The sequence below is a fragment of the Mesorhizobium sp. M1365 genome, from assembly GCF_040317865.1.
GTDB lineage: Bacteria > Pseudomonadota > Alphaproteobacteria > Rhizobiales > Rhizobiaceae > Mesorhizobium.
In genome coordinates this window covers 60,000-86,364 of sequence record NZ_JAMYLG010000008.1, presented here as the reverse complement: position 1 = coordinate 86,364, position 26,365 = coordinate 60,000, and the positions used below count along the sequence as shown (strand labels likewise).

At 62.7% G+C, this 26,365-nt stretch carries 28 protein-coding genes; 12 read left to right on the top strand and 16 right to left on the bottom strand.

All coding sequences use genetic code 11. The features are described from left to right. Positions 1-76: 76 nt before the first annotated feature. The 3 genes from NKH04_RS12430 to NKH04_RS12420 form a co-directional block, all read right to left on the bottom strand. The gene (locus NKH04_RS12430) at positions 77-1,171 is read right to left on the bottom strand and encodes a YcjF family protein (RefSeq protein ID WP_352770349.1); all 1,095 of its coding nucleotides are present in this window, start codon (positions 1,169-1,171) and stop codon (positions 77-79) included. After that, a complete protein-coding gene (locus tag NKH04_RS12425) occupies positions 1,168-2,646 on the bottom strand; it encodes a YcjX family GTP-binding protein (protein WP_352502493.1) in 1,479 nt (492 codons plus the stop codon). Before NKH04_RS12425 ends, NKH04_RS12430 begins: the two co-directional genes overlap by 4 nt. Before the next feature lie 62 nt (positions 2,647-2,708). Beyond that, positions 2,709-3,212: a SixA phosphatase family protein gene (locus tag NKH04_RS12420; RefSeq protein WP_352971222.1), complete on the bottom strand. Its 504-nt coding sequence runs from the start codon at positions 3,210-3,212 to the stop codon at positions 2,709-2,711. A gap of 260 nt (positions 3,213-3,472) precedes the next feature. On the opposite strand from NKH04_RS12420, the gene dksA reads away from it, so the two are divergent. Beyond that, positions 3,473-3,889 (top strand): RNA polymerase-binding protein DksA, encoded by a 417-nt coding sequence (gene dksA, locus NKH04_RS12415; protein WP_023674847.1) that lies wholly within the window; start codon positions 3,473-3,475, stop codon positions 3,887-3,889. Positions 3,890-3,972: 83 nt separating this feature from the next. Here dksA and NKH04_RS12410 read toward each other — a convergent pair whose 3' ends face one another. Continuing rightward, positions 3,973-4,725, bottom strand: coding sequence for a hypothetical protein (locus NKH04_RS12410; RefSeq protein ID WP_352925254.1), 753 nt, complete (start codon positions 4,723-4,725; stop codon positions 3,973-3,975). A 203-nt stretch (positions 4,726-4,928) separates the two neighbouring features. Between NKH04_RS12410 and cckA the strand changes: the two genes are divergently transcribed. Both cckA and NKH04_RS12400 read left to right on the top strand, forming a co-directional pair. Further along, positions 4,929-7,502 (top strand): cell cycle histidine kinase CckA, encoded by a 2,574-nt coding sequence (cckA, locus tag NKH04_RS12405; RefSeq protein ID WP_352971227.1) that lies wholly within the window; start codon positions 4,929-4,931, stop codon positions 7,500-7,502. Positions 7,503-7,585: 83 nt separating this feature from the next. After that, positions 7,586-8,296, top strand: a complete 711-nt coding sequence (locus NKH04_RS12400; RefSeq protein ID WP_352682887.1) for a purine-nucleoside phosphorylase — start codon at positions 7,586-7,588, stop codon at positions 8,294-8,296. Positions 8,297-8,342: 46 nt separating this feature from the next. Here the strand turns inward: NKH04_RS12400 and NKH04_RS12395 are convergent, their stop codons facing one another. Next, on the bottom strand, positions 8,343-8,738 hold the full coding sequence (locus NKH04_RS12395) for a hypothetical protein (protein WP_352502497.1): 396 nt from the start codon (positions 8,736-8,738) through the stop codon (positions 8,343-8,345). A 301-nt stretch (positions 8,739-9,039) separates the two neighbouring features. Here NKH04_RS12395 and urtA point away from each other — a divergent pair, with 301 nt between their 5' ends. From urtA to NKH04_RS12365, 6 genes are all read left to right on the top strand, one after another. Further along, positions 9,040-10,350, top strand: a complete 1,311-nt coding sequence (gene urtA, locus NKH04_RS12390) for an urea ABC transporter substrate-binding protein (protein ID WP_352455694.1) — start codon at positions 9,040-9,042, stop codon at positions 10,348-10,350. 100 nt (positions 10,351-10,450) lie between these two features. Then, the gene (urtB, locus tag NKH04_RS12385; RefSeq protein ID WP_352816657.1) at positions 10,451-12,067 is read left to right on the top strand and encodes an urea ABC transporter permease subunit UrtB; all 1,617 of its coding nucleotides are present in this window, start codon (positions 10,451-10,453) and stop codon (positions 12,065-12,067) included. Then, on the top strand, positions 12,064-13,296 hold the full coding sequence (gene urtC / locus NKH04_RS12380; protein ID WP_352455696.1) for an urea ABC transporter permease subunit UrtC: 1,233 nt from the start codon (positions 12,064-12,066) through the stop codon (positions 13,294-13,296). Before urtB ends, urtC begins: the two co-directional genes overlap by 4 nt. A 7-nt stretch (positions 13,297-13,303) precedes the next feature. Next, positions 13,304-14,050 carry an urea ABC transporter ATP-binding protein UrtD gene (gene urtD / locus NKH04_RS12375; RefSeq protein ID WP_023674855.1) on the top strand — a complete coding sequence of 249 codons (747 nt, stop codon included), beginning with the start codon at positions 13,304-13,306 and terminating at the stop codon, positions 14,048-14,050. Between the two features lie 70 nt (positions 14,051-14,120). Next, positions 14,121-14,816: an urea ABC transporter ATP-binding subunit UrtE gene (urtE, locus tag NKH04_RS12370; RefSeq protein ID WP_352682903.1), complete on the top strand. Its 696-nt coding sequence runs from the start codon at positions 14,121-14,123 to the stop codon at positions 14,814-14,816. Positions 14,817-15,027: 211 nt separating this feature from the next. Further along, positions 15,028-15,228 carry a hypothetical protein gene (locus NKH04_RS12365; protein WP_023674857.1) on the top strand — a complete coding sequence of 67 codons (201 nt, stop codon included), beginning with the start codon at positions 15,028-15,030 and terminating at the stop codon, positions 15,226-15,228. 45 nt (positions 15,229-15,273) lie between these two features. On the opposite strand, the gene NKH04_RS12360 is transcribed toward NKH04_RS12365, so the two are convergent. The 9 genes from NKH04_RS12360 to NKH04_RS12320 all read right to left on the bottom strand — a co-directional run bounded on the left by NKH04_RS12360 (position 15,274) and on the right by NKH04_RS12320 (position 22,938). Continuing rightward, on the bottom strand, positions 15,274-16,080 hold the full coding sequence (locus NKH04_RS12360) for a DUF72 domain-containing protein (protein ID WP_352816651.1): 807 nt from the start codon (positions 16,078-16,080) through the stop codon (positions 15,274-15,276). Positions 16,081-16,108: 28 nt separating this feature from the next. Further along, the gene (locus NKH04_RS12355; protein WP_352816648.1) at positions 16,109-16,579 is read right to left on the bottom strand and encodes a GNAT family N-acetyltransferase; all 471 of its coding nucleotides are present in this window, start codon (positions 16,577-16,579) and stop codon (positions 16,109-16,111) included. Then, positions 16,576-16,986 carry a DUF302 domain-containing protein gene (locus NKH04_RS12350; RefSeq protein WP_353044367.1) on the bottom strand — a complete coding sequence of 137 codons (411 nt, stop codon included), beginning with the start codon at positions 16,984-16,986 and terminating at the stop codon, positions 16,576-16,578. The genes NKH04_RS12355 and NKH04_RS12350 overlap by 4 nt, the downstream gene beginning before the upstream one ends. Next, the gene (gene uvrA, locus NKH04_RS12345; RefSeq protein WP_352770370.1) at positions 16,986-19,907 is read right to left on the bottom strand and encodes an excinuclease ABC subunit UvrA; all 2,922 of its coding nucleotides are present in this window, start codon (positions 19,905-19,907) and stop codon (positions 16,986-16,988) included. Before uvrA ends, NKH04_RS12350 begins: the two co-directional genes overlap by 1 nt. A gap of 696 nt (positions 19,908-20,603) precedes the next feature. Next, positions 20,604-21,002, bottom strand: coding sequence for a hypothetical protein (locus tag NKH04_RS12340; protein WP_353044366.1), 399 nt, complete (start codon positions 21,000-21,002; stop codon positions 20,604-20,606). Continuing rightward, complete coding sequence (locus NKH04_RS12335; protein ID WP_352455702.1) at positions 20,999-21,604, bottom strand: ATP-dependent Clp protease proteolytic subunit; 606 nt, start codon at positions 21,602-21,604, stop codon at positions 20,999-21,001. The genes NKH04_RS12340 and NKH04_RS12335 overlap by 4 nt, the downstream gene beginning before the upstream one ends. Before the next feature lie 26 nt (positions 21,605-21,630). After that, entirely contained in the window at positions 21,631-22,155 is a 525-nt protein-coding gene (locus NKH04_RS12330) for an SRPBCC family protein (protein ID WP_352921214.1), read from the bottom strand. Further along, the gene (locus tag NKH04_RS12325) at positions 22,152-22,466 is read right to left on the bottom strand and encodes an ArsR/SmtB family transcription factor (RefSeq protein ID WP_352448759.1); all 315 of its coding nucleotides are present in this window, start codon (positions 22,464-22,466) and stop codon (positions 22,152-22,154) included. Before NKH04_RS12325 ends, NKH04_RS12330 begins: the two co-directional genes overlap by 4 nt. A gap of 82 nt (positions 22,467-22,548) precedes the next feature. Further along, positions 22,549-22,938 (bottom strand): cupin domain-containing protein, encoded by a 390-nt coding sequence (locus NKH04_RS12320; protein WP_352816638.1) that lies wholly within the window; start codon positions 22,936-22,938, stop codon positions 22,549-22,551. A gap of 208 nt (positions 22,939-23,146) precedes the next feature. Here NKH04_RS12320 and NKH04_RS12315 point away from each other — a divergent pair, with 208 nt between their 5' ends. Together NKH04_RS12315 and NKH04_RS12310 are read left to right on the top strand one after the other, a co-directional pair. Then, the gene (locus tag NKH04_RS12315) at positions 23,147-23,659 is read left to right on the top strand and encodes a single-stranded DNA-binding protein (protein WP_352448761.1); all 513 of its coding nucleotides are present in this window, start codon (positions 23,147-23,149) and stop codon (positions 23,657-23,659) included. A gap of 122 nt (positions 23,660-23,781) precedes the next feature. Further along, positions 23,782-24,207 (top strand): OsmC family protein, encoded by a 426-nt coding sequence (locus tag NKH04_RS12310; RefSeq protein ID WP_352770376.1) that lies wholly within the window; start codon positions 23,782-23,784, stop codon positions 24,205-24,207. Positions 24,208-24,215: 8 nt separating this feature from the next. On the opposite strand, the gene NKH04_RS12305 is transcribed toward NKH04_RS12310, so the two are convergent. Both NKH04_RS12305 and NKH04_RS12300 read right to left on the bottom strand, forming a co-directional pair. Then, on the bottom strand, positions 24,216-24,845 hold the full coding sequence (locus NKH04_RS12305; protein WP_023674869.1) for a MarC family protein: 630 nt from the start codon (positions 24,843-24,845) through the stop codon (positions 24,216-24,218). Between the two features lie 75 nt (positions 24,846-24,920). Then, entirely contained in the window at positions 24,921-25,451 is a 531-nt protein-coding gene (locus NKH04_RS12300) for a hypothetical protein (protein WP_352471699.1), read from the bottom strand. An 86-nt stretch (positions 25,452-25,537) separates the two neighbouring features. Here NKH04_RS12300 and NKH04_RS12295 point away from each other — a divergent pair, with 86 nt between their 5' ends. Beyond that, a complete protein-coding gene (locus NKH04_RS12295; RefSeq protein WP_352471698.1) occupies positions 25,538-26,365 on the top strand; it encodes a helix-turn-helix transcriptional regulator in 828 nt (275 codons plus the stop codon).

Below are 26,365 nucleotides of genomic sequence, written 5' to 3'. Positions count from 1 at the left end.
GGCAACAAAGAGACTGGTTTGGACGCTTCCGACCATGGACAAGATTGGTTAATGCTTTGTCACCCCAAGGCAATAGTCACGTTCCGGAAGCGGATGTTTCTTTTTCTTTCTTTGCTGCAAAGGAGGTCAGCGCGGAGAGGAAATCGCCCAATCCGGGCCGCCTGACCGCGTAAAAGGGCAGGGGCCTTGCGGTTTCCATCGCTGCAATGCCGATGCGCGCAGTCATCATGCCGTTGACGACGCCTTCGCCGAGCTTGGCCGAGAGCCGGGCGGCAAGGCCGTGGCCGACGATCTGCTGGACGAAACTGTCGCCGACGGCGATCGACCCGGTGACCGCGAGATGGGCCAGAACGCTGCGCGCCAGGCGAAAAAAGCCAAGCGTGCCGGGGCGGCCGCCATAAAGCTCCGACAGCCGGCGAATCAACCGGCCGGCTTCGAACACGACATAAGCGACGTCGACCAGCGCGCGGGGGCTGACCGCGGTCACCAGGGAGACGCGCTTCGCCGCTTCGAGGATCATCACCCTGGCACGGGCGTCGAGCGGGCCGAGTATCTCGGTCTCGGCCAGCCGCACCAGATTGCCGCCGTCAATGATCTCGCCGCGCAATTCGGCCAGCGAGCGCCTGCCGGCCGCGGTTTCAGGTTTGGCCGAGACAAAGACCGACAACTCGTCGGCCACGGCGCGGGCGGCCTTCGGATCGTCACGGGCAATCGCATCGAGCGCCCGCTTCTGCAACTTTTCGACCTCGGCAAGGCGGGCAATCGCCATGAATTCGCGCACGAGGATGATCAGAAGCGCCAGGATGGCGATCGCGGCCATAGCGGCAGCCAGCCAGCCCAGCCACTCGGCGCGCTCGAACAGGTCGCGAATCAGCTGGTCGGTCCAGAGGCCGACGGCGAGCGAAACCAGAACGCCCAGCGCGCCGAAGAACAGGCTGCCAAGCAGCGAACGTTTTCGCGGCGCAATCGCCGGCGGCGGTTCGGCGGCGACGATATCAGGCTCGTCGAAGACGTCGATCTCCGCCGGTGTGACCACGGCAAGATCCGCCGTCACGGTACGCGGCTTTCGCGCCGGCGCGGCCCCGGACGCAGCATGGTGAGCCGTCGAATCTTCCTTCTGCTGGGGCTCCGGCTCGATGCGAAAGGCCGCCGGTCTGCGGGGCGCACTCATGCGAGATGATCTCCGATCAGGAACTGCAGCGCGCGGTCGAGCCTGATATGCGGCAGCGACAGCGTGACGCCCTCGGCGGTGCGCTCGAGTTTCGGCGGGCGAAAGCGCACGAAGCGGATCGCGGGGTCGTCATCGTTCTGCCGGCGGGTCGATTCGGAAACATCGAACACCGCATCAACTTTCTCCGGCAAGTCACCGGGAAATATGGCTGTTTCTGTCTTTCCGTCAAAGGTTTCGCCATCGATTTTTTCGCCGCGCAACGGCATGCCGATAATGACCGGCAAAGTCTCGCGGCCCTGCTTGACCGTGCCTTCCCGGGTCGCGCGCATGGCAGCCATAGCGACGACGTTGACGTCGGCGCCGGTGAAATTCGCCCGCGCCACGGCTCGGTCGGCTAGCCGCCGCACGATCGCCTGCAGCCGGTCGTGGCTTTCGTGGTGCAGATGGTCGGCCTTGGTCGCGGCCACCAATATACGGTCGATACGCCTCGAAAACAGGTCGGTCAGGAAATTGCCCCGGCCGGGCCGGAAACAGGACAGGATTTCGGTGACCGCGCGCTCTAGATCGGCCATCGCACCGGGGCCGGCATTCAATGCCTGCAATGCGTCGATCAGCACGATCTGGCGGTCGAGACGCGTGATGTGTTCGCGAAAAAACGGTTTGACGACATGCGTCTTGTAAGCCTCGTAGCGCCGCTCCATCATAGCCTGCAGCGATCCCGAGCGGGCGCGCCGGCCGCCCAGATTCGGCAGCGGCGCGAAGGTGAGAGCGGGCGAGCCTTCAAGATCGCCGGGCATCAGGAAGCGGCCGGGCGGCAAGGTCGAAAGCGCCCGCTCGTCGAGTTTACAGGCCTTGAGATAGGCCGCGAAGCTCTCAGCGAGACGGCGCGCCGTCATCTCGTCGGCCTCGGCGTTGGGGTCGACCGGATCGGAGAGCGCCCGCCATTCCCGCGAAAGGTCGACACGCACCGCCAACACGGCCATCTCGAAGGCCTCACGCGAAAAATCGGCGTAGGACTTGCCGAGCAGCGGCAGGTCGAGCAGCCATTCGCCGGGATAATCGACGATGTCGACCGACAATTTGCCGGCGGAAAACATGCGGCTCCAGCCAGAGGCCGATTCGTATTCGATGGTGAGCCTCAGTTCGGAAATCGCACGCGTCGAATCCGGCCAGACGCGATCGTCGACAAGAGCCGCGATGTGATCCTCGTACTGGAAGCGTGGGACCGCGTCGTCCGGCTGCTCTTCGAGAAAAGCCCGGGCGATGCGCCCCGATTTTTGTGCCTCAAACAGCGGCAAGCGTCCGCCATGGACGAGATTGTGCACAAGGGCCGAGATGAACACCGTCTTGCCGGCGCGGGACAGCCCGGTCACGCCAAGACGCAGCGACGGAGCGAAAAGCCCGGCAGCGCGGCCTGACAACGTATCCAAGGCAATCTTCGCCTCGTCGGTAAAAGTCGTCAGCGCTGATGGCAAATCTGTTCTCGCGGGCCGGTCAGGATCCGATATAGGCTTTGATGCGCGGCTTTGAAATGGCCTCAGATATCGGCAGGCGTCAGGAAGGCTCCGAGATAGCCGGTGCCTGGCGCAGCCTCGGCAAGTCTGCCGTCGAACCGGACCACCGCAAGTGCGGAGGTCGGGAAGCCGTGGTTCAGCATGACCCGCGCGGTCTCGTCGCCGTCGCCCGAGAGCGCCATGGCGAGATCCTCAATCATCGGATTGTGGCCGATGACGAGCAAGGCATCCAGCCCGCCATTCTGCCGGATGGCAGTGAGGTACGCGGCGGCATCGTCGCTGTAGAGGGTGTCACAGAACAGCACCCGGCCCGTGTCCGTGTGGCCAGCCAGGCTTTCCAGCGTCTGGCGGGCGCGCTTGGCGCTTGAGCAAAGGGTGAGGGCCGGTGCGTATTTGCGGGAACGCATCAGGACGCCCATCGCTTCGGCATCGGCGAAGCCGGATGGATCGAGCGGGCGGTCGAAGTCAGCCACACCAGGCAGCGCCCAGCCGGCCTTCGCATGCCTCAGCAGGTACAGTCTGGTCACCGGATCCCCGTTGTGCCGGGCACCGAACCCGTCAGCACGCCGCAGGATTTGCCATCAGAAGAGCTCCGTGCGCAATGGCAAGCGCCCCTCAAGCATAGCGAATCATGTACGGATTCGGTCGTATTCTTCGCAAAAAGGGCATCGCCGATGCCGTTTTGTCCGAGACTAACAATTGCGTGAAACTGTCGTCGATTGACCTTGTGCAGCTTTCGGTCCGCGAATATATAGGCGCCAAATTTGGGGTTTGTTGGGTGAGTCGAATGAACGACATCGTTACCGCCGATTACGTACCCTCCGAAGACGAGCCGTTCATGAACGAGCGGCAGAAATCCTACTTTCGCATGAAGCTCGTCACCTGGAAGAACGACATCTTGCGCGAAGCGCGCGAAACTCTCGAAATCCTGCAGCAGGAAAACGCCAACCACCCCGACCTCGCCGATCGCGCCTCCTCAGAAACCGACCGCGCCATCGAACTTCGCGCCCGCGATCGCCAGCGAAAACTCATCTCCAAGATCGATTCGGCCCTCCAGCGCCTTGACGAAGGCACTTACGGTTATTGCGAGGAGACGGGCGAGCCGATCGCGCTGAAGCGGCTCGACGCGCGCCCGATCGCGACCTTGTCGATCGAGGCACAGGAGCGCCATGAGCGGCGCGAGAAGGTCTACCGCGACGACTGAGTCGCCGGGAAAAACAGCGGCATCGGTAAAGCGTTCACAATGGCCGGTTTTCCGGCCATTTTCATTGGCCGTTCGCTATCGGCCTATCTTTTCTGATTGGACAACTCGCCGAGGAGCTTCGTCATCTCGTCGTCGAGAGAGGGTGATGCCTTCGCCACCGGCTTGCTCGGCGTTTGGCTGAAGCGTGGCTCGTCGAGGGAAACCTCCAGCTCCTTCATCAGCGCATCGTCAATCGACTCGTGCTGTGCCGGCGGCTCGTATCTTGCCGGGGAGTCCTGTCTTGCCGGCGGCTGCGCATGCCGCGAGGCACTGGCGTTGACGGATCCATAACTTGGCAACGGCGTGACGTTCGATGCCGGTTTCGGCGCCGGCGCCGGCATTGTTGCCGGCATCGTCGCCGTCTGGCGGGCTCGGACAGGGGTCGCGGTTACGCTTGCCGGCTGCGGTGGCGCTTGCCTCACCGGCGCGGCTGTGGTCGAAGCAGACCTTGCTGCCGGCTGGTGGCCGTTGTCTCCGGTCAATGCCGGGCGCCGCAACGCCGAGAGCCTGATGTCGCGCTCGACGACGACGTCGGTCGGACCACCGATCAATAGCAGGTGCTCGATATCGTCACGGCGCACCAGCACCAGCCGCCGGTGACTGTCGACCGCTGTGGCATCCATGACAGCCAGCCGCGTCTTGCGGTTCCTGCCGCCGGCGACGAATGTCCCGAACGTCAGGCTGCGGACCAGCCTGATGATAAGAAGAATGATGAGCAGAAGGACAAGTACTGCAAACGTCCATAGGATTGCTGCGGCATAACCAGGACCCGCCACGCCATCCAGCCATTGCAGCATTGGTTCCCCCAAAATCAGCTTTCGAAGAGAAGCGACACTAGACTGTTGCGGCAGGCCACCGCAAGTTGCCTTTCACGCTTCGTGAACAGCTTGAAACGCCGGGAGCCGAACGGCGTCATTTTTAGCGGACATCTGCAGCCGGGCCTTTTCCCAACCCTGAGAATATGATTCAACCGACACCGGAATTCACGAGCAGGGGGCACATGGCCAAGGAAGCGCGCGGCGATTTCTATCCGGTACCTATCGTCGACCAGAACACGCGACCGGGAGCGGTCACCCGGCTCATCGTCTTCATCGTCGTCCTGACTGGGGCAGCGATCGTCTTCGGCCTTTTCCGCGAGCGCCTTGGCGATCCATTCCTGCTTGGCATGCTTGGCGTGCTGGCGATGATCGGCGTCGGCTTTCTATTCGCCACTGCGATCGGCTTCGTGCACATCACGCCGCGCTCGACAAGCGACGAACTGTCGAAAGCTTTCGTCGATTCGATGTCGCAAGGTCTCCTGGTCACCGACACCAAAGGCCGTATCATCTACGCCAACCGGACCTATGCCGATATGACGGGTGCCGAGTCGGCCGCCGACCTCAAGACCGTCGAAGGTTTGCTTTCAGACGTTCCCGAGGCCTCGGTGACCATATACCGGCTGGCGTCAGGCCTGCGTGACGGCCAGCCTGGCGACGGCGAGTTTCGGCTCGCGCAGTCCATTCGGCCAGGCGCCGAACCCGGCGCTCGCTGGTACCGCGTTCGGGCCCGCGCCTTCAGCGTTCCCGGCCAGCGGCTGCCCATGCTTGCCTGGCAGCTTGCCGACATCTCGCAGGAACGGGCCGAGCAGGAGCGGTTCTTTCTCGACCTGCAAAAGGCGATCGATCACCTCGACCATGCGCCGGCCGGTTTCTTTTCGGCCGACCAGGAAGGCCGCGTAACCTATATCAACGCGACCCTTGCGGAGTGGCTGGGCATCGACCTGGCCAGCTTCACTCCCGGCGCCATCACGCTGCCGGAGATCGTCGCCGGGGACGGCATGGCGCTGGTCCGTTCGGTCAAGGCCGACGCTGGTACCACCCGCAATGCCGTTATCGACCTCGATCTGACGACGATGACCGGCGAGGCGCTGCCGGTGCGCTTCATGCATCGTGTCTCGGCCAGCCGAGAGGGTCTCAACGGCCCGACTCGCACCATCGTGCTCAACCGGACGCAAGGCGAGGACGCTTCGGCCGACCTCCGCGCATCGGAAATACGCTTCACGCGGTTCTTCAACTCGACGCCGATGGCGATAGCCGGCGTCGACCATGCCGGCCGCATCCTGCGCACCAATGCGCCATTCCTGTCGCTGTTTTCCTCGGTCGTCGACCGCGACGCGGTCGATCGGCGTGTGCGGCTGGATACGGTGATCCACGAGCGCGACCGGCCGGCTTTCGCCGCGGCCTTTGAAAAGGCACGCCAGCAACAGGCTGACATCGAGCCGATCGATACGGTGCTGCCCGGCAATGAGGAGCGCCACATACGCTTCTACGTCAACGCGGTCGCAGACGGTACCGGTGGCGAGGGCGCCGAGGAATCGGCCATCGTCTATGCCGTGGAGACCACTGAGCAAAAGGCCCTCGAGGGCCAGATGGCGCAGAGCCAGAAGATGCAGGCGGTCGGCCAACTCGCCGGCGGCATCGCGCATGATTTCAACAATGTGCTGACCGCCATCATCATGGCCTCGGACCTGCTGTTGACCAACCACCGGCCGTCCGATCCGTCATTCCCGGACATCATGAACATCAAGCAGAATGCCAACCGGGCGGCCTCGCTGGTGCGGCAGTTGCTGGCCTTCTCGCGCAAGCAGACGCTGCGGCCGGAGGTGCTCAACCTGACCGACGTGCTCGCCGATCTCAGGATGCTGCTTGCCCGGCTGGTCGGCAACGACATCAAGCTCAAGATCGACCATGGCCGCGACCTGTGGCCGGTCAGGGTCGATATCGGGCAGTTCGAGCAAGTGGTGGTCAATCTGGCGGTCAATGCGCGCGATGCGATGCCGGCCGGCGGCGACCTCACGGTGCGCACCCGCAACGTCAGCGCCGGGGAATGCAAGACCTTTTCCTACCGCGAACTCACTCCGGCCGACTATGTGCTGGTCGAGGTCGAGGACAGCGGCAGCGGCATCGCGCCTGATGTGCTGAAAAAGATCTTCGAGCCCTTCTTCACGACAAAGGAGGTTGGCAAGGGAACCGGCCTCGGCCTGTCCATGGTCTATGGCATCATCAAGCAAACAGGCGGCTTTATCTTCTGCGATTCCGAAGTCGGCAAGGGATCCGTGTTCCGCATCTTCCTGCCGCGGCACATTGCGGAGGCAAGGACGGCGGGCGAGGCTGGAGAAGTGCCGGCCGCCCCTGCCAAGATCGCCGACTCAGCCAAGGATCTGTCGGGCTCGGCCACGGTGCTGCTGGTCGAGGACGAGGACGCCGTGCGCATGGGCGGCATGCGGGCGCTGAAATCGCGCGGCTACACCGTCCACGAGGCGTCGTCGGGCGTCGAGGCGCTTGAAGTCTACGAAGCGCTCGGCGGCAAGGTCGACGTCGTGGTGTCGGACGTGGTGATGCCGGAAATGGATGGCCCGACGCTGCTTGGCGAATTGCGCAAACGGCAACCCGACATCAAGTTTATCTTCGTGTCCGGCTATGCCGAAGACGCGTTCGCCAAGAACTTGCCGGCCGACGCGCATTTCGGCTTCTTGCCGAAGCCGTTTTCGCTCAAGCAATTGGCCACGATCGTAAAGGACATGCTGGAATCCTGACCCTTCCAACGCTCCGCTTGCGCAATGTCGTGAGACTGCCATGATTGCAGGCGAAACGGGCGACGGGTTTTGGAAAGCATGCCGTGACGCCACACAACGAGGCTAGCAAAGGCGACTACGCAAGCACGGTGCTGCTGCCGGGCGACCCGCAGCGCGCTGAATGGATGGCGGAGACCTTTCTGGAAGCGCCGCGCTGCGTCAACCGCCGCCGCGGCGCGCTCGGCTTTACCGGGTTGTTTCGCGGCAAGCCTGTCAGCGTCCAGTCCACCGGCATTGGCGTCCCGTCATTCCTGGTCTACGTGCACGAGCTGCTGGATTTCTACGGTGCGAAAACGTTGATCCGCACCGGCACCTGCGGTGGCCTGACCGCCGAGACGGCGCTGCGCAGCCTGGTGATCGCACAATCGGTGCGTGGCGAAAATGCCGAGAGCGGCCAGGTTTTTGGGCTCTATCGTGCCGATGCCGGCCCCGATCCGGCATTGTTGGCCCAGGCGTTGGCCCGGGCTGCGGAACTCGGCATCGACCATCGGGCCGGGCTGACGATCTGCAGCGACATTTTTTATCATCCGCTGGGGCGCGAACGCTTTGCCGAAGCACAGGCACAGGGGGCGCTCGCCGTGGATATGGAAACCAGCGCACTCTACCGCATTGCGGCCGATTTCGGCGCCCGGGCGCTGTCCATCCTGACCGTCGTCGACAATGTGGCAACCGGCGAGCAGACCGACTATTCCGAACGCCAGGGGCTTTTCACCGATATGACCCGGCTGGCGCTCGACATGGCGGCGGAGAGCTAGGCGGCTTCTACTTCGGAGTAGGGAAGCTCGCCAGGTTCCGTACTTTTCAACGCTTCGTGCAGGTCGAGGCGGTAAAGGCGCCGTCTGGCTGCTTCATGATGATGTCGAAGGACGGGGTGGTTCCGCTTTCCAGCGTCGCTTGCGTAAGCGAGATCGAGTTGCCACCGCTGGTGTAGCCGCCCAGCGGACCCAGCCAGGTAATCACCCCGTCTGCATCCATCTGGTAGTTATAACTCTGCGGCGCGGTGCCGAAGCTAACCGGACCGCTATAGACGTTTCCCTTGATGGTAATGTCGCCGAGGCTGAGGAACATGCCCAGCAGATAGACTTCGCAATGATAGGAGCCGTCCGGCAGCTTGCCGTCGCTGAAGCCGGCGCGCGCTACGGTCGTCGTCGCCAACAGAAGCATGGTGATGAAAATGCAAGACGTTCGGAAGGCCATGGCGTCGCTCGTTTAAGGGTTCGAACTTGCCCCATTTCGCTGCGGCGCTGCAATCCTCGCCAGCGCTCATATGATGCTGCTCAAAATTCGGGCATTGGCCTGTATATGAGTAAAACTTAGGCTGATACGAGTGATCTTTTCTCATTTCAAACCTGGCAGGCGAGGTTCATCTCCTGCGGCTAATACATTAACCGACTGACAGAGCTTGGAAATCTCAAACGTTCCGATCTTTCGCCGGTGATTGGCACAGCCGTTGCATGGTCTGTTCCGATGCAGTTAACCAGCTTGGGAGTTTAAAAGTATGAGGGGCAGTTTCTCGACAATAACAAAAATGTTTTCGGCCGGCGTGGTCACCGCCGGCTTGCTGATGAGCGTTCCCGCCAAGGCGGCCGACGACACCATCAAGGTCGGCATCCTCCATTCGCTGTCGGGAACCATGGCGATCTCGGAGACGACGCTGAAGGACGCCATGCTGATGCTCATCGAAGAGCAGAATGCCAAGGGTGGCCTGCTCGGCAAGAAGCTCGAGGCGGTGGTCGTCGATCCGGCTTCCAACTGGCCGCTGTTCGCCGAAAAGGCGCGCGAGCTGATCTCCAAGGACAAGGTCGCGGCGGTGTTCGGCTGCTGGACCTCGGTGTCGCGCAAATCGGTGCTGCCGGTGTTCAGCGAACTCGACAACATCCTTTTCTATCCCGTCCAGTATGAGGGCGAGGAGAGCGAACGCAACGTGTTCTACACCGGTGCGGCGCCGAACCAGCAAGCCATTCCCGCGGTCGACTATCTGATGAGCGAGGACGGCGGTTCGGTGAAGCGCTGGGTTCTCGAAGGCACCGACTACGTCTACCCGCGCACCACCAACAAAATCCTCGAGGCCTATCTGAAGGCCAAGGGCGTCGCTGCGGAAGACATCATGGTCAACTACACGCCGTTCGGCTTCTCCGACTGGCAGACCGAAGTTTCGGCGATCAAGAAGTTCGGCTCGGCCGGCAAGAAGACCGCCGTGGTCTCGACCGTCAATGGCGACGCCAACGTGCCGTTCTACAAGGAGCTCGGCAACCAGGGCATCAAGGCCGAGGACATCCCGGTCATGGCCTTCTCGGTCGGCGAGGAAGAGCTTGCCGGTCTGGACACTGCGCCGCTGGTCGGCCATCTCGCCGCCTGGAACTATTTCGAGAGCGTCGACACGCCCGAGAACGCGAAGTTCATCGCCGACTGGCACAAATTCATCAAGAACGACAAGCGCACCACCAACGACCCGATGGAAGCCCATTATATCGGCTTCAACATGTGGGTGAAGGCGGTCGAGAAGGCCGGCACCACCGATCCGGACAAGGTCATCGACGCCATGGTCGGCGTCTCGGTGCCGAACCTGACCGGCGGTTATTCGACGATGATGCCGAACCATCACATCACCAAGCCGGTGCTGATCGGCGAAATCCAGGCCGACGGCCAGTTCGAAACCGTCTCGCAGACGCCCGGCCTGGTGATGGGCGACGAGTGGTCCGACTATCTGCCTGACTCCAAGGACCTGATCTCCGATTGGCGCGCGCCTCTGTCCTGCGGCAACTTCAACGTTGCCACCGGCAAATGCGGCGGCAAGGGAACCAACTGATCCTCCCGGTCTGTCCTCCCAGACCCGCAAGCCTCCGGGCAGGCTCCTCCTCCAGCCTGCCCGGAGGCGACATTCAATCTTCAAGAGCCACCAGAAACCAATGATCCTGATCCGCGCGATTGGCCTGATGCTGCTCCTTCTCCTGGGGATGCTGCTGCCGTCGAACGCCAGCGAAGCAGATCTGCGCGTGGTCATCGCCAAATTCGCTACCGCCGCCAATTTTCCGGCGATAGAAGCCGTGGTGCGGGAGCTTGCGGCTTCCGGCGATCCGGCCGTAGAACGGCCGCTTGCCGCGCTTGCGGAGGGCAGCCTTTACGTGCGCAAGGCCGATTCACTGGTCTTTGTCGGCAAGGAGAGCGGCGACGGCATCGAGCTGCTCGATGCGCTTACCGGCGAAAGATCGGGCGAAGCTGCCAAGGCCGACATCACCAAGATCAAGGTCAACAACACGCTGCGCCGCGTTATCCGCGACGCGCTGGGCACACTGACGCTTGGCTCCAAGGATCCGGCCGTGCGCATTGCCGCCGCCGACACAATGTTCAAGACGCCGGACGCGGCAAACATCGAGCCGCTCGACACCGCGATCGCAAATGAGAGCGTGGCAAGCGTCAAGGCGCTGCTAGAACAGGCCCGCGCCGCGTCGATTCTCGTTTCCGACAGGCCGGAGACCGACAAACTGGGCGCGATCGCGCTCATCGGTGCGCGCGGCGACCGCGATGCGGTGTCGCTGCTCACGTCGGTAGAGGCCAGTTCCGAAGGTGCGGTGAAGGACGCGGCGACGGCTGCGATCGCCAACATCAATTCGACGCTGGCGCTGTGGGATGCCGGCCAGAATATCTGGTATGGCATATCGCTTGGATCGGTGCTGCTGCTGGCGGCGATTGGCCTTGCCATCACTTTCGGCGTCATGGGCGTCATCAACATGGCGCATGGCGAGATGGTCATGCTCGGCGCCTACACGACCTTCGTCGTGCAGGAGGTTATCCGCAATTCCTTTCCCGGCCTGTTCGACTGGTCGCTGGTCATCGCCCTGCCGCTGGCCTTCCTGGTGGCGGCGCTCGTCGGCCTTGTCATCGAGCGCGGGCTGATCCGCTACCTCTACGGTCGGCCGCTGGAAACCCTGCTGGCGACATGGGGTGTGTCGCTGATCCTGCAGCAGGCCGTACGCACCATGTTCGGACCGACCAACCAGGAGGTAGGCAACCCGTCCTGGATGTCCGGCTCGTTCAATATCGGCCAGCTTGCCGTGACCTGGAACCGACTCTGGATCCTGGTATTCGCGCTCGGCGTGTTCGCGGTGCTGCTCTACGTGATGAAACGCACGCCCTGGGGGCTGCAGATGCGTGCCGTCACCGCCAATCGCCGCATGGCTGCCTCGATGGGCATCAGGACGCCGTGGGTGGACGCCCTGACGTTTGCACTCGGCTCCGGCATTGCCGGCATCGCCGGTGTCGCGCTCAGCCAGATCGACAACGTCTCGCCCAATCTCGGCCGCGGCTACATCATCGACAGCTTCATGGTCGTCGTTTTCGGCGGTGTCGGCAATCTTTGGGGCACGCTGGTCGGCGCTTTCTCGCTCGGCATCGTCAACAAGTTCCTCGAACCTTATGCCGGAGCAGTGCTCGGCAAGATCGTCGTCCTGGTGCTGATCATCCTGTTCATCCAGAAACGGCCGCGCGGTCTGTTCGCGCTAAAGGGCCGGTCGGTGGAAGCATGATCACGGGACGCTTCTTTGCCGCCGGCGCCGACCGCCGCGTCGCCATCACCATCTTCATCCTGCTGGCGGTTGCAATCGTCGTGCCGCTGCTCAATCTTGCGGTCTCGCCGACAAGTGCGTTTTACGTGCCGTCCTATATCGTCGCGCTCACCGGCAAATACCTCTGCTACGCACTGCTCGCCTTGGCGCTCGATCTCGTCTGGGGCTATTGCGGCATCCTCTCGCTCGGCCACGGCGCCTTCTTCGCACTCGGCGGCTATGCGATGGGCATGTATCTGATGCGCCAGATCGGCTCGCGCGGCGTCTACGGCAATCCGCTGCTGCCGGATTTCATGGTGTTCCTTAACTACAAGGAATTGCCATGGTTCTGGTATGGTTTCGACCATTTCTGGTTTGCCGCGATCATGGTGCTTGCGGTGCCCGGCCTGCTCGCCTTCGTCTTCGGCTGGTTTGCCTTCCGCAGCCGCGTCACCGGCGTCTACCTGTCGATCATCACCCAGGCGATGACCTATGCGCTGCTGCTTGCGTTTTTCCGCAACGACATGGGTTTCGGCGGCAACAACGGCCTGACTGATTTCAAGGACATTCTAGGGTTCAACGTGCAGGCCGACATGACGCGGTCGGCGCTGTTCGCGGCCAGCGCCGTCATGCTGGCGTTTGCCGTCTTCGTCACCTGGGCAATCGTCGGTTCCAAGTACGGCAAGCTTTTAATGGCGGTGCGCGATGCCGAGAGCCGCACGCGCTTTCTCGGCTGGCGGGCGGAGAACGTCAAACTGTTCGCCTTCACCGTGTCGGCGGTGATGGCCGGCATCGCCGGTGCGCTTTACGTGCCGCAGGTCGGCATCATCAACCCTGGCGAATTCGAGCCGTCCAATTCGATCGAGGTGGTGGTGTGGGCGGCCGTCGGCGGGCGCGGCACCATCGTCGGGCCGATCATCGGCGCGCTTCTGGTCAATGCCGGTAAATCCTGGTTCACCGGCGTGCTGCCGGAATTCTGGCTGTTTGCGCTGGGCGGACTGTTTGTCGCCGTCACGCTGTTCCTGCCCAAGGGCATCATCGGCATGTGGGATTCCTGGCGCGGCAACGCCAAGGCGCTGCGGGCGGCCTCGGTTGCCGAGGAAGTCGGCATCGATCCCGATGCGCCGGTGCCGCCGAAAACCGACCGCTCGGCGGCGAGAAGGCCGGGCGACTGGTCGGCCTCCGGCGCCGAACCGCAGCCGGCGGAGTGATGGCCTGATGTCGAAGAGCAACACCATCCTCTATCTCGACGGCGTGTCGGTTTCCTTCGACGGGTTTCGCGCTATCAACAACCTTTCGCTGGTGCTCGACAAGGGCGAGATGCGGGCGATCATCGGCCCCAACGGCGCCGGAAAGACGACGATGATGGACATCGTCACCGGCAAGACGCGGCCCGACGCGGGTGAAGTTTTCTTCAACGGTGAGGTCGACCTAACCAAACACGACGAGGCCGAAATCGCCATGATGGGCATCGGCCGTAAATTCCAGAAGCCAACGGTCTTCGAAAGCCACACGATCGAGGACAATCTGATGCTGGCGCTGAAAGGCCCGCGCTCGATCTTCCCGGCACTGTTCCACCGTCGCTCGGCCGCGGACGTGCGGCAGATCGACGACATCCTCGGCATCATTCGGCTTGGCGACAAGCGTGACGAACTCGCCGCCAATCTGAGCCACGGCCAAAAGCAATGGCTCGAGATCGGCATGCTTCTGGCGCAGGATCCGAAGCTGCTGCTGGTCGACGAACCGGTTGCCGGCATGACCGACGCCGAGACCGAGGAAACCGCGCGGCTGCTCAGGGACATCGCGCGCGACCATTCTGTCATCGTCGTCGAGCACGACATGCATTTCGTGCGCGAGCTCGGCGTCAAGGTCACCTGCCTGCACGAAGGCTCGGTGCTTTCCGAGGGCAGTCTCGACTTCGTTTCGGCCGACGAGCGCGTCGTCGAAGTCTATCTGGGGAGATGAACATGGTCTGGCGCGTTCCGTTCTATCATTTCGATCTTTCGTTCTTCACGCGTTGGAGAAAGCGCTGACCATGCTCGAAGTCTCCAATGCCGCGCTGCACTACGGCGCTGCCCAGGCGCTGCGCGGCGTCTCGCTGAAGGCCGGCGCCGGCAAGATCACCTGCGTGCTCGGCCGCAACGGCGTCGGCAAGACCAGTTTGATGAGATCGATCGTCGGCCATCACCGGCTGACGAGCGGAAGCGTTGCCTTCGAGGGGAAGGCGCTCGACCGGAGCGCGGCGTATGATCGCGCCCGGTCGGGCATCGCATTCGTGCCGCAGGGCAGGGAGATATTTCCGCTGCTTACGGTGCGGGAAAACCTCGAATCGGGTTTTGCGCCGTTGAAGCGCGCCGATCGCAACATTCCCGGTCACGTCTTCGAATTGTTTCCGGTGCTGAAGCAGATGCTCGCGCGCCGCGGCGGCGATCTTTCCGGCGGCCAGCAGCAGCAGCTTGCCATCGGCAGGGCGCTGGTGATGCGGCCGAAGCTGCTGGTGCTCGACGAGCCGACCGAAGGCATCCAGCCGTCGATCATCAAGGACATCGGCCGCGCCATCCGGTATCTGCGCGACCAGGCCGGTATCGCCGTGCTTCTGGTCGAACAATATCTCGACTTCTGCCGGGAATTGGCCGACGAGGTCAACATCATGGACCGCGGTCAGATCGTCCATACCGGCCCCGCCGAGGATCTCGACCGGGCGGACGTCCGCAAATTCCTGACTGTCTGAATTCTTATTGATTCCATTACTTTGCAACTCTGGCGCGCTGCAGATTGCGTGCTAGATTTTGCTTGGCCTTGGTGAGTCGGCCGCTTTCCGTACCAGTTTCAACTTGGCAGATCAGGGGAAGGCGCGGCTGCGTCCGCACGCTTGCGCGCAAGCCCTTCCAGCGATCTGTTGTCGTCCAACATTTCGGGTGCTTGGGAGCCAGGGCCAGTCAATGGAGCGCTATGTCGAGGACTACCAGAAACGACGGCTCACGGAGCGCGTCGACATCCTGACAGCCATCAACATTCTGAAATCGCAGGGGTATGACCACGACGAACTCATCGCGGAGATCACCAAGGTCTTCTATGTCGATCTCGATGCCTTTAACGAGATCGTCAGGGTTGATCGGCGTCCGGACGAACGCGCCGCATAGCCGGTAGTTTAGGACCAAGCCAGGCGGACCACCGACAGCGGGGCGTCAGCCTGCGACCCGCTTCATCAGCGCGATGGCGCCGAATGGAGCGCGGACCTTGCCCTCGGTGATGAAGTAGACGAACACATCGCGTGGCTTGACCGGCGCGTCGGTTGAAGGATCGGCGCGCGACAGGTCGGCCGGCACCTTGCCTTCCGCCCAGGTTTTTGCGCGCGCCGCCCATTCGTCGAGCGCCTTTGGCGTATAGCAATCGGGATTGTCGTCGCTGCCGGTCTGCAGCCGGGCATAGATGAAATCGCCGGTGACGTCGGCAATCCCCGGATATTTGGCGTGGTCGGCATAGACGATGGCGGCCTTGTGCTTTCGCGCCAAGGCGGCGAACTCCGGCACGACGAAGCTGTCGTTGCGCACCTCGACCGCGTGGCGCAGCGCAACGCCGTCCTGCTTTTCCGGCAACAGCTTGAGGAAGGCCTCGAAATCGTCTGGGTCGAATTTCTTGGTCGGCGCGAACTGCCACAAGATCGGCCCGAGCTTGTCGCCAAGTGCCGCGACGCCCGACCCGAGGAAGCGCATGATCGATTCCCCGGCCTCGCCGAGCACGCGGCGGTTGGTGACGAAGCGGTTGCCCTTCAGCGAATAGACGAAACCATCCGGCGCCTCGTTGGCCCATTTGACGAAGGTCGGCTCCTTGAAGCTCGAATAATAGGTGCCGTTGACCTCGACAGTGGGCACCTGCCGGCTGGCATAATGCAGTTGCTTGGCCTTCGACAATTTGTCCGGGTAGAAGGACGTGTCCCACGGCTCGAAGGTCCAGCCGCCCATGCCGGCGCGGATTGTTCCTGATTGAGTCATGGTCGTCCTCCCGGTTTGCAGAAAAGGATCACGCGATGGCGGTCGTCTCGACGGCTTTCGCCATGTCGACGACCGTCCATCCTGGCCGATATGGATTGGGCCGGCGACCCGTTTCGCGAAAGCCGTAGGCCTTATACAACGAAACGTTCCGTTCCATTCTGGCATTGGTGTAGAGTCGGATTTCAGGCAAGCTCCACAGGCGCGTCTGTTGCTCGGCCCAGTCGAGCAGCCCGATGCCGAAACCCTTGCCCTGAAAGGCGGGCGCAACGGCGACGCTGAAGATCATTGTATGGTCCGCATGTCGTTCGAGAACGATCAAGCCGGCCGGGTGTCCGTCCTGCTCCGAAAGCCAGACCTCGCCGCGTTCTATGCGCGGCGCGTAGTCCTCGGTGACAGGGATCGGCGGTGCGCCGAGCAGGGCAGTGTAGGGCGCGTAGGCGTCGGTGGTGAGCGAGATCACCGTGGGGAGATCATCGGCCCGAGCGGCTCTCATGATCAAAACTGGCCCGCGCCGCCAGCGGCCGCAATCACCTTGTCCATACCGGCCGCTATCGCGGCGACGGCATTGCGACTGGCGTCGCCCAAGCCGTGGCGCTCAGCGAGCCAGTGCGCGTCATTGTAGGAGAGCCAGACCTTGCCTTGCTCGTCCTCCCAAGCTAGTGCCTTGACCGGCAGATCGATGCCGGCAAGCTGCCGGTCCTGCATCAGCGGCGTGCCGCCTTTCGGGTTGCCAAAAATCAGAAGCTGGGTCGGACGCAGGGAAGCTTCGACAATGCGCGCACCGGCGGCGTGGTCAATGCGGGCGAAGACCAGCAATCCTGCACGTTCCACAGTCCCGACCAGGCGATCGATCGTTTCGGCCACGCCGAAGCGGCTTTGGACCGTGATGAGACCGTTCTTTGCCATCACTCCGCCGCTTCGCGCTTGCCTCCGGGGCGCCGCTCCAGCAAGTCCCTCAGGAACTGCCCGGTATAGCTGCGTTTTTCGCGGACGATGTCCTCCGGCGTGCCGGACGCCACCAGCTCACCGCCGCCGTCACCACCTTCGGGGCCAAGATCGAGTACCCAGTCAGCCGTCTTGATCACCTCGAGATTGTGCTCGATGACGACGACCGTGTTGCCCTGGTCGACCAGCTCGTGCAGCACTTCGAGCAGCTTGGCTACGTCGTGGAAATGCAGGCCGGTGGTTGGCTCGTCGAGGATGTAGAGCGTCTTGCCGGTCGCCTTGCGTGATAGTTCCTTGGCGAGCTTGATGCGCTGCGCCTCGCCGCCCGACAAAGTCGTTGCCTGCTGGCCAACATGGATGTAGCCGAGGCCGACCCGTTTCAGCGTCTCCAGCTTGTCGCGCACGCCAGGCACGGCGGCGAAGAAATCGACGCCTTCCTCGACCGTCATGTCGAGAACGTCGGCGATCGACTTGCCCTTGAACAGCACGTCCAGCGTTTCGCGGTTGTAACGCTTGCCGTGGCAGACGTCGCAGGTGACGTAGACGTCGGGCAGGAAGTGCATCTCGATCTTGATGACGCCGTCGCCCTGGCAGGCCTCGCAGCGGCCGCCCTTGACGTTGAACGAGAAGCGCCCCGGCTGGTAGCCGCGCGCCTTGGCCTCCGGCAGGCCGGCGAACCAGTCGCGAATCGGCGTGAAGGCGCCGGTATAGGTGGCAGGGTTGGAACGCGGGGTGCGCCCGATCGGCGACTGGTCGATGTCGATGACCTTGTCGAGGAATTCCAACCCCTCGATGCGGTCGTGCTCGGCCGGATGCTCGCGCGAGCCCATGATGCGGCGCGACGCCGCCTTGAACAGGGTCTCGATCAGGAAGGTCGACTTGCCGCCGCCGGATACGCCGGTGACGGCGGTAAACGTGCCGAGCGGGATTTCGGCGGTGACGTTCTTCAGGTTGTTGCCGCGCGCGCCGACGACCTTCAGCCGGCGGTTCTTCTTGGCCTCGCGGCGCCGTGCCGGCGTCGCCACTTCGAGCTCGCCCGACAGGTATTTGCCGGTGATCGAAGCGGGCGTCGCCATGATCTGCTGCGGCGTGCCCTGGGCGATGATGTGGCCGCCATGAATGCCGGCAGCCGGGCCGATATCGACGACATAGTCGGCATGCAGGATGGCGTCCTCGTCGTGCTCGACGACGATGACCGTGTTGCCGATGTCGCGCAGATGCTTCAGCGTGTCGAGCAGGCGGGCGTTGTCGCGCTGGTGCAGACCGATCGACGGCTCGTCCAGCACGTAAAGTACGCCGGTCAGGCCGGAGCCGATCTGCGAGGCAAGACGGATGCGCTGGCTCTCACCGCCTGAAAGCGTGCCGGAGTTGCGCGACAGCGTCAGATAGTCGAGACCGACATCGTTGAGGAAGCGCAGCCGCTCTCGGATTTCCTTGAGCACGCGCACCGCAATCTCGTTCTGCTTGTCGTTGAGCGAAGCGGGCAGATCGGTGAACCACTGGTCGGCCTTGCGGATGGACAGCTCGGTGACCTCGCCAATGTGCTTGCCGGCGATCTTGACCGCGAGCGCCTCGGGCTTCAGCCGATAGCCGCGGCAGGCCGGGCAGGGCGTGGCCGACATGAAGCGCTCGATCTCCTCGCGCATCCAGGCGGATTCCGTTTCCTTCCAGCGGCGCTCGAGGTTGGGGATGACGCCCTCGAAGGTTTTCGTCGTCTTGTAGGAGCGCAGGCCGTCATCGTAATGGAAGGTGATTTCGCGCTCGCCGGTGCCGTGCAGGACGGCTTGCCTTGCCTCCTCGCTCAAATCCTTGAACTTGTCGCCGAGCTTGAAGCCATAGGCGACGCCCAGCGCTTCCAGCGTCTGCGCATAATAGGGCGAGCTCGACTTCGCCCAAGGGCTGACGGCGCCGGCGCGCAGCGAGACATTCTCGTCGGGCACGACCAGGCTGGCATCAATGGCGCGTTGGCTGCCGAGCCCGTCGCAGGTCGGGCAGGCGCCGAACGGATTGTTGAAGGAGAACAGCCTGGGCTCGATCTCGGGAATGGTGAAGCCGGACACCGGGCAGGCGAACTTTTCCGAGAACAGCATGCGTTCATGCGTCTCGTTCTTCGATTTGTTGACCGAATCCTCGCCGGTCTGGCTGGCGTCGAGCGGCTTGTCGGCAAATTCCGCCACCGCCAGCCCGTCGGCCAGCTTCAGCGCGGTCTCGATAGAATCGGCGAGCCGCGTCGCCAGATCGCCGCGCACGACGATGCGGTCGACGACGACGTCGATGTCGTGCTTGTACTTCTTGTCCAGCGCCGGCACGTCTGCGATCTCATAGAAGACGCCATCGACCTTGACGCGCTGAAAACCCTTCTTCTGCAGCTCCAGCAGTTCCTTGCGGTACTCGCCTTTGCGGCCGCGCACCATCGGCGCCAGAATGAACAGCCGGGTGCCTTCCTCGACCGCAAGCACCCGGTCGACCATCTGCGAGACCGTCTGGCTCTCGATCGGCAGGCCGGTGGCCGGCGAATAGGGTACACCGACGCGGGCGAACAAAAGCCGCATATAATCGTAGATCTCGGTGACGGTGCCGACCGTCGAACGAGGGTTCTTCGAGGTGGTCTTCTGCTCGATGGAGATGGCCGGCGACAGGCCGTCGATCTGGTCGACGTCCGGCTTCTGCATCATTTCGAGGAATTGCCGTGCATAGGCCGAAAGGCTCTCGACATAGCGGCGCTGGCCCTCGGCGTAGATGGTGTCGAAGGCAAGCGACGACTTGCCCGACCCCGACAGGCCGGTCATGACGATCAGGCTGTCACGCGGCAGGTCGAGATCGACATTCTTCAGATTGTGTTCGCGTGCCCCGCGAATGGAGAGATATTTATGGTCGGCCATCGCCGGTCGCCGCCTCAGAATCTGGAATTCGTGGGATGGGCGGGTTTTCCCGACCACCCCCTATGTAGGTAATTTCGCCGCCTTTTCGAGAGACGCCACAACTCTCGACCAAAGCGTTTAACCGCCTTTCGCGCGAACGGGCAAGCGGAAAGAACAAAGGCCGAACACGCTCCTGACAAAAGCTGCCCGTGAGGCCGGCTTCACAAAGCGTCTCGCGATCACATTTTTCGGCAACCCGGCTATTCAAGGTTGACGTCCCCGCGTCATGGGGGCAGAATCCAATTGTCAACGAAGCCGGCCGTCTTTCGATGGCCTCGCGGCCTGGGGCTAGCCTGCGAGACGCCGCGGGTTATGCGATGAGCGCTTCGACGACAGTCGCAACGAACAGAAGGAGAGCAGAGGCATGACTCCACCGGATTGTTCCTTGAGGCTCCACGTGTCGCTGGAGCCGCGGCAGGTATAAGTAGCCAGGTCAGGCGTTTAGCGCTACCTGCCCACGTTGACCTGCCGATCCCCACAACAATCAGAGACTGCTAGTCGGATCGTCGGCTGAACGCCGCGAAGCATCCGAAATAAAAAGCCGGCAGTACACTCCCGGCAATTTGGATTTCAGATCCAAGAAGGCCCCGTCAGTTGCAAAGCAATGGCGGGGCTGTTCGTTTGAAGCGCAATATTTGTGGTTCACACCAGGCGAACTTAGCGGCTGGAGGGCCTGATCCTGCCGGTAGCGACATCAATGGTGATGCTACCGGAAATCCGAACGTCGGTATCGCGAATCTTGAAGGTGCCGTTGCCGCTGCCTAGAGCCATATCGTCAGGCTCAGGCCGCGGCGCTGGCTCGGCGATGCGATAATCGCTGGTCACACCGGGCAGAGCGCCCTTTTGCGAAGACGTCGAATTATCTTGGGCAAGTGCCATACCCACCAGCATGTTCGTGCCGGCAACGGTAGCGATGGCAAGGCATAGCAGGCTGGATGAGCGGCTGGCGGTCATCGCCGGACTATAGTGCCGCGATAGCGGCAAGACCAGACCGATGGCGCTGAAATTGCGGGCGCTCAATCGCCTCAGTTCCGTCCGCCGGCCCGGCACGTTCATGCGGCCTGCTTGCGAGTGTCGAAGACATGGTCGACGAGGCCCCAATCCTTGGCCTCCTGCGCGGTCATGAAAAAGTCGCGGTCGAGCGTGCGTTCCACTTCTTCGTAGGTGCGGCCGCAATGGCGGGCGTAAAGATCGGTCATGCGCCGCTTGGTGCGAAGGATGCCCTCGGCATGGCGCTGGATATCGGAGGCCTGGCCCTGGAAACCGCCGAGAGGCTGATGCAGCACGATGCTGGTGTTGGGTAGCGCGATGCGCCGCCCCGGTGTGCCGGCCATCAAAAGGAACGAGGCCATCGAGGCGGCGAAGCCCATACAAACCGTGGAGACCGGGCAACTGATATACTGCATCGTATCGTAGATCGCGAAACCGCTGGTCACCACGCCGCCCGGCGAGTTGATGTAGAGCGAGACCTCCTTGTCGGGATTGTCGGATTCCAACGACAGAAGCTGGGCGCAGACCAGCGCTGAGGTGCCGTCATCGATTGGGCCGTTGATGAAGACGATGCGCTCGCGCAGCAGCCGCGAAAATATGTCGAAGGCACGTTCGCCGCGGCTCGACTGCTCGATCACCATCGGCACCAGATTGGCAAGGCCGCTCATCGGTTGTCTCCGTTGACTGTTGTCGTTCAGGCCGCGCGCAGGAAGAGGCGCGGGGTGTTTGCGGCGATCTGCTTGTGCCTGGGAGTGCGCGCGTCAAAGGAAAGCCGGCAACCGGCGCCTGCCATCGCGATCTCCGGCACTGCTGCCCGAGCAAAACCATCATGGACGATGCGCAGATGCGTGCCGCCGGAAACGGTGCGGTCGAGCGTAAAGGTGACGATGCTGTCCACTGGGCTGTCGTTCATTGCGCTGTCCAGGGGACCGCCGGGCGGCACCTGCGTATCGCCGGGCGCCGGCCGCTCCCGCCAGGAATAGCGCAGCAGCCGTCCGGGATCCGCGTCGAGGATTTCGCACTCGATCGGCGCATTCGGCGCTTTAAAGGCAAAGCGGTTGCCGATTTCGGGCTTGATGTCGTTCGGCATCATCCAGGCCGCGAGCAGGTCCGGCACCGTCAGCGCCCGCCACACCTGTTCCGGCGGTTCGGGCAGCTCGCACTCGAACTCGATCTTGTCTGCGGCCATTTCGGCGCGTTCTTTGCCTCGGTTGGTCATTGGTCCATGTCCTTCAAAACCGTCTTGAGCCTTTCGATGCGCTCTGGCCAGAACGCACGGTAGCGTTCGATCCAGCCGAGCAGTGGCGCAAGCCCCTTCGGATCGACGCGGTAATAGGCGTTGCGACCGGCCCGGCGCTCGACCACGAGGCCGGCGCCGCGCAGCACTGCGAGATGTTGCGATACCGCCGGCTGCGATACCGGTATGCCAGTGCGCAGTTCCGACACCGTCATCTCGCCGTCGGCGAGCCGCTCATAGACGGCGCGACGCGTTGGATCCGCTAGTGCCCGAAAAATGTCTGCTTCGATCATGCCGAAAGCATAAGTCAATACTTATCGGTTTGGCAAGCCGTGTTTTTTAAGACAGGCGGTATTTTTTAAGACAGGCGAGGTTTTACAAACTCGCTGGAAGCCAGCGTCTCACCATGTCGGGGGATCCGTTGAACGTCGCCTCGAAAACTGGTGACGCGAGCACAACATGAATATGAAGCAATTCGGAGCCGACGTTTCGGAAGCCATGTTGCCTGTACGCGGCGACAACAAGCGACTGTCCGGCAGTCAAGACGAGATGCTCTTCGTCGATCCACATCTCGGCCCTGCCAGCGATGACGGTAAGTACTTCCTCGACCGGGTGCCAATGTGTCGGGGCGCCAACGGTGGGTTCGACCCATTGTTCAAACATGCAAAGTTGAGTTGCGCCGTTGCGGGCAGAGACATGCATGCGGGTCTTTACTCCCGTCCGCCACTCTTCTTGCGGCTGATCGTTATGCGCAACCATCTTCATGCGTTCGCCTCGATCCCATGGTCTGTGGAAATTCGACGCCAAGACACTACTTCTTACTGACAACTATTGACAGTGCAGGGCCTCTCCTATAGAACGAAAAGAGAACAAAAACCTTGTGGGAAAAGGCAGCGACGGCAGGCAGGGATTGTCCATAGCCTGTAAGGTGCGGCGACAAAAATTCGGTTTCGGATGAGCGCGGAGAAGTATCATGGCGGGTAGCGTCAACAAGGTCATTCTGGTGGGCAACCTCGGGGCGGACCCTGAAATCCGCCGCCTGAATTCGGGTGACCCGGTCGTCAACATCCGCATCGCGACGTCGGAAAGCTGGCGCGACAAGACGTCCGGAGAGCGCAAGGAAAAGACCGAGTGGCACAATGTCGTGATCTTCAACGACCAGATCGCCAAGGTGGCCGAGCAGTATCTGAAGAAGGGCATGAAGGTCTATGTCGAGGGCCAGCTGCAGACGCGCAAATGGCAGGACCAGACCGGCAATGACCGCTATACGACCGAAATCGTGTTGCAGAAATTCCGCGGCGAGCTGCAGATGCTCGATGCGCGGGGCGAGGGCGGCGGCCAGGTCGGCAACTATGCCGGTGGTGGTGCGAGCCGCGGTTCCGATTTCGGCCAGTCCGGCCCGGGCGAAAGTTTCAATCGCGGTGGCGCCAACAAGGGCGGCGGCGGTGGTTCGTCGCGCGAGCTGGACGACGAAATCCCGTTCTGATTTCTCGGGCGGACTGCCCTTGCGGCGAAAAGCGCCGGCACCTTGGCCACGAAATGGCGTCCCGAAAATCTGTCTTGGATTTTCGGGACGTTGTGCGTTTGAGCGGTGAAAGGACGTATCAGGTGAAGGCAAGGGTCAAATGGGTCGAGGAGCGCACTTTCGTTGGCGAGTCCGCCAATGGGCACAAGCTGGTGCTAGGCACTGCGTTCGGGCCGGAGGGCAAGACGCCGGGGCCGAGCCCAATGGAACTGGTGCTGATCGGCACTGGCGGCTGCTCGGCCTATGACGTGGTCCATATCCTCGAAAAGGGGCGCGAGGCGGTCGAAGATTGCGTGGTCGAACTCGATGCCGACCGTGCAGAAGCCGATCCCAGGGTGTTCACCCGCATTCACATGCATTTTGTCGTCAAGGGCCGGGCGCTATCACACGCCAAGGTGAAGCGGGCGATCGGGCTTTCGATCGAGAAATACTGCTCGGCCTCGGCAATGATGGCCAAGACTGCCGAGATTACCCACGACTTCGAAGTCATTGAAACGACAGCGAAGTAGGGCTGTTCCTACGTCGCCATCAGCGCCTTGATGCCGTCGGCGACGAACTGTACGGCGAGCGCCGCCAGGATGACGCCGAGCAGCCTTGTCAGGATCGAACGGCCGGTTTGGCCGAGGATACGGTCGATGCGCTCTGACAGCACGAACACCAGGTAGGTGATGACGAGGCAGATGGCGATGATGCCGACAAGGGCTGTCTGCGCACCCAAACCCTGAAACGAGCTTGAGAGCAGGACGGTCGCCGAAATCGCGCCGGGACCGGCAATGAGCGGGATCGCCAGCGGAAAGGCGGCGATGTTGTGGATCATGTCCCTGGTGATGGCGACGTCGCCGATCTTCTCCTTGCGGTCCTGCCGGCGCTCGAACACCATTTCGAAGGCGATGAAGAACAGCAGAAAGCCGCCGGCGACGCGGAAGGCCGGCAGAGTGATGCCGAAGACTGACAGGATCGACGCGCCGGCGATTGCGAACAACGCCATTACCAGGAAGGCGATGACCGAGGCGCGCACGGAGACCTGGTTGCGCTCCTCGCGGTTCATGCCGCGGGTCACGGCGAGGAAGAGCGGCGCCAGGCCGGGCGGATCGATCGTCACCAGTATGGTGACGAAGGCGTTGAACAGGCTGTCGAAGCTCGGCATGCTGACCCTCCCCCGCCGGCAAAGCCGGATAACGGGATTGGTAGAGCAAAGCGGAGGCAGTGGAAACCGTGCGGATCAGGGGCTGACGGCCCGGCGCGCCAGAAACTCGACTTCAAGACGCCAGGTGGCGCCGTCGTCCTGTGAGCGTTCGCCCAGCCAGCGGAACGAATTTTCGGTGATGCGCGAAAAGCTCCAGCGCACAGCAGATCCGGTGCCGTCTGCGCCTTGCTGGATGATGGTGTCGCCCTCGGCACGGCCGAGCTGGCGGCTGTAGTACTGATTGCGCGGATCGCTCCAGAAGATGTGCCAGGCGTCAACGCCGGGATCATAGACACGCAACGTCGTGCCATAGAAGGTCCATTTGCCGAGCGAGGGCGAGGGGCCGGCGTCACGGGCAGGCAGGATCCATACGTCCTGGATCGCGCGGCCTTCGAGCACCCAGCCGAAATGCACTTCGCCGCGCCCGGTCAGCACCTGACCGTCCTCGAGATGGCGCGTGGCGTCGAACGTCCAGGCGCCGACGAAGCGGCCATAAAGATTCAGTTTCTCGGCAAGGGCCGGTACGGGCCCATCGCTGTGCAGGACCTTGGCAAAGGAATTGGACATGGCTTCGCTCTCATCTTGTCAGGAGACCGGCAAGCATAGACGCCGACAGGGGTTCTGCGCTTGGGAAAAGTTGCTATGTTTCGGCGATGACGACGAGCGCGCACAGGCTGGCGTCGGGCCGAGGCTGGCAGGTGTCGGATGTCATCTGCACCGCCAGCGCCGCCGACAGGCCATTCGAGGAGGAGCATCGGGATTTCTGCGTTGCCGCCGTAACCAACGGCACCTTCCGCTATCGTGCGCGCGAGGGCACGGCGATGCTGGCGCCGGGCGCGCTCCTGCTCGGCAATCCCGGCACATGCTACGAATGCGGGCACGAGCATGGCGCCGGCGACCGTTGCCTCTCCTTCCATTTCGGACCGGCCTATATGGAGCGGATCGTCGCCGACGTGCCGGGCGCCAAGACGCTCGATTTCGGAACGCCGCGCCTGCCGCCCTTGCCGGCGCTGGTGCCGCTGCTTGCCGAAGCGGAGGCGGCGCGCGAGATGGCCGACACCGGCGTGTTCGAGGAACTCGCCCTGCGCATTGCCGGTGCCGCGGTAACTGCGGCTTGCAGCGCTACGGATCGGGGACGGACGCCGAGCCGCCGTGACCAGAAGCGTGTCGCCGAAGCGGTGCGGCGCATCGAAGTCGATGCCGACCGGCCGATCTCGCTTGCCGAACTCGCCGACGAGACCGCCACCAGCCCTTACCATTTCCTGCGCACCTTCCGGCACGTTGCCGGTATGACGCCCTACCAATTCCTGCTGAGAGCGCGGCTGCACAGGGCAGCCGTGCGGCTGCGGACGTCGGATCAGACGATTTCGGCGATTGCCTTTTCGGCGGGATTCAACGATCTATCAACCTTCAATCGCCGTTTCCGGCGGCTGATGGGCGAGGCGCCGGGTACTTATCGCGCCCGCCGGCGACGCCCGTGA

What these genes read in the sequence shown, in the direction of transcription:
- NKH04_RS12430 (WP_352770349.1), bottom strand. Translation starts at nt 1,171, where the DNA reads ATGAGTGCGCCCCGCAGACCGGCGGCCTTTCGCATCGAGCCGGAGCCC.
- dksA (WP_023674847.1), top strand. Translation starts at nt 3,473, where the DNA reads ATGAACGACATCGTTACCGCCGATTACGTACCCTCCGAAGACGAGCCG.
- NKH04_RS12410 (WP_352925254.1), bottom strand. Translation starts at nt 4,725, where the DNA reads ATGCTGCAATGGCTGGATGGCGTGGCGGGTCCTGGTTATGCCGCAGCA.
- cckA (WP_352971227.1), top strand. Translation starts at nt 4,929, where the DNA reads ATGGCCAAGGAAGCGCGCGGCGATTTCTATCCGGTACCTATCGTCGAC.
- NKH04_RS12395 (WP_352502497.1), bottom strand. Translation starts at nt 8,738, where the DNA reads ATGGCCTTCCGAACGTCTTGCATTTTCATCACCATGCTTCTGTTGGCG.
- urtA (WP_352455694.1), top strand. Translation starts at nt 9,040, where the DNA reads ATGAGGGGCAGTTTCTCGACAATAACAAAAATGTTTTCGGCCGGCGTG.
- urtB (WP_352816657.1), top strand. Translation starts at nt 10,451, where the DNA reads ATGATCCTGATCCGCGCGATTGGCCTGATGCTGCTCCTTCTCCTGGGG.
- urtC (WP_352455696.1), top strand. Translation starts at nt 12,064, where the DNA reads ATGATCACGGGACGCTTCTTTGCCGCCGGCGCCGACCGCCGCGTCGCC.
- urtD (WP_023674855.1), top strand. Translation starts at nt 13,304, where the DNA reads ATGTCGAAGAGCAACACCATCCTCTATCTCGACGGCGTGTCGGTTTCC.
- urtE (WP_352682903.1), top strand. Translation starts at nt 14,121, where the DNA reads ATGCTCGAAGTCTCCAATGCCGCGCTGCACTACGGCGCTGCCCAGGCG.
- NKH04_RS12365 (WP_023674857.1), top strand. Translation starts at nt 15,028, where the DNA reads ATGGAGCGCTATGTCGAGGACTACCAGAAACGACGGCTCACGGAGCGC.
- NKH04_RS12360 (WP_352816651.1), bottom strand. Translation starts at nt 16,080, where the DNA reads ATGACTCAATCAGGAACAATCCGCGCCGGCATGGGCGGCTGGACCTTC.
- NKH04_RS12350 (WP_353044367.1), bottom strand. Translation starts at nt 16,986, where the DNA reads ATGGCAAAGAACGGTCTCATCACGGTCCAAAGCCGCTTCGGCGTGGCC.
- uvrA (WP_352770370.1), bottom strand. Translation starts at nt 19,907, where the DNA reads ATGGCCGACCATAAATATCTCTCCATTCGCGGGGCACGCGAACACAAT.
- NKH04_RS12340 (WP_353044366.1), bottom strand. Translation starts at nt 21,002, where the DNA reads ATGAACGTGCCGGGCCGGCGGACGGAACTGAGGCGATTGAGCGCCCGC.
- NKH04_RS12335 (WP_352455702.1), bottom strand. Translation starts at nt 21,604, where the DNA reads ATGAGCGGCCTTGCCAATCTGGTGCCGATGGTGATCGAGCAGTCGAGC.
- NKH04_RS12330 (WP_352921214.1), bottom strand. Translation starts at nt 22,155, where the DNA reads ATGACCAACCGAGGCAAAGAACGCGCCGAAATGGCCGCAGACAAGATC.
- NKH04_RS12325 (WP_352448759.1), bottom strand. Translation starts at nt 22,466, where the DNA reads ATGATCGAAGCAGACATTTTTCGGGCACTAGCGGATCCAACGCGTCGC.
- NKH04_RS12320 (WP_352816638.1), bottom strand. Translation starts at nt 22,938, where the DNA reads ATGAAGATGGTTGCGCATAACGATCAGCCGCAAGAAGAGTGGCGGACG.
- NKH04_RS12315 (WP_352448761.1), top strand. Translation starts at nt 23,147, where the DNA reads ATGGCGGGTAGCGTCAACAAGGTCATTCTGGTGGGCAACCTCGGGGCG.
- NKH04_RS12305 (WP_023674869.1), bottom strand. Translation starts at nt 24,845, where the DNA reads ATGCCGAGCTTCGACAGCCTGTTCAACGCCTTCGTCACCATACTGGTG.
- NKH04_RS12300 (WP_352471699.1), bottom strand. Translation starts at nt 25,451, where the DNA reads ATGTCCAATTCCTTTGCCAAGGTCCTGCACAGCGATGGGCCCGTACCG.
- NKH04_RS12295 (WP_352471698.1), top strand. Translation starts at nt 25,538, where the DNA reads ATGACGACGAGCGCGCACAGGCTGGCGTCGGGCCGAGGCTGGCAGGTG.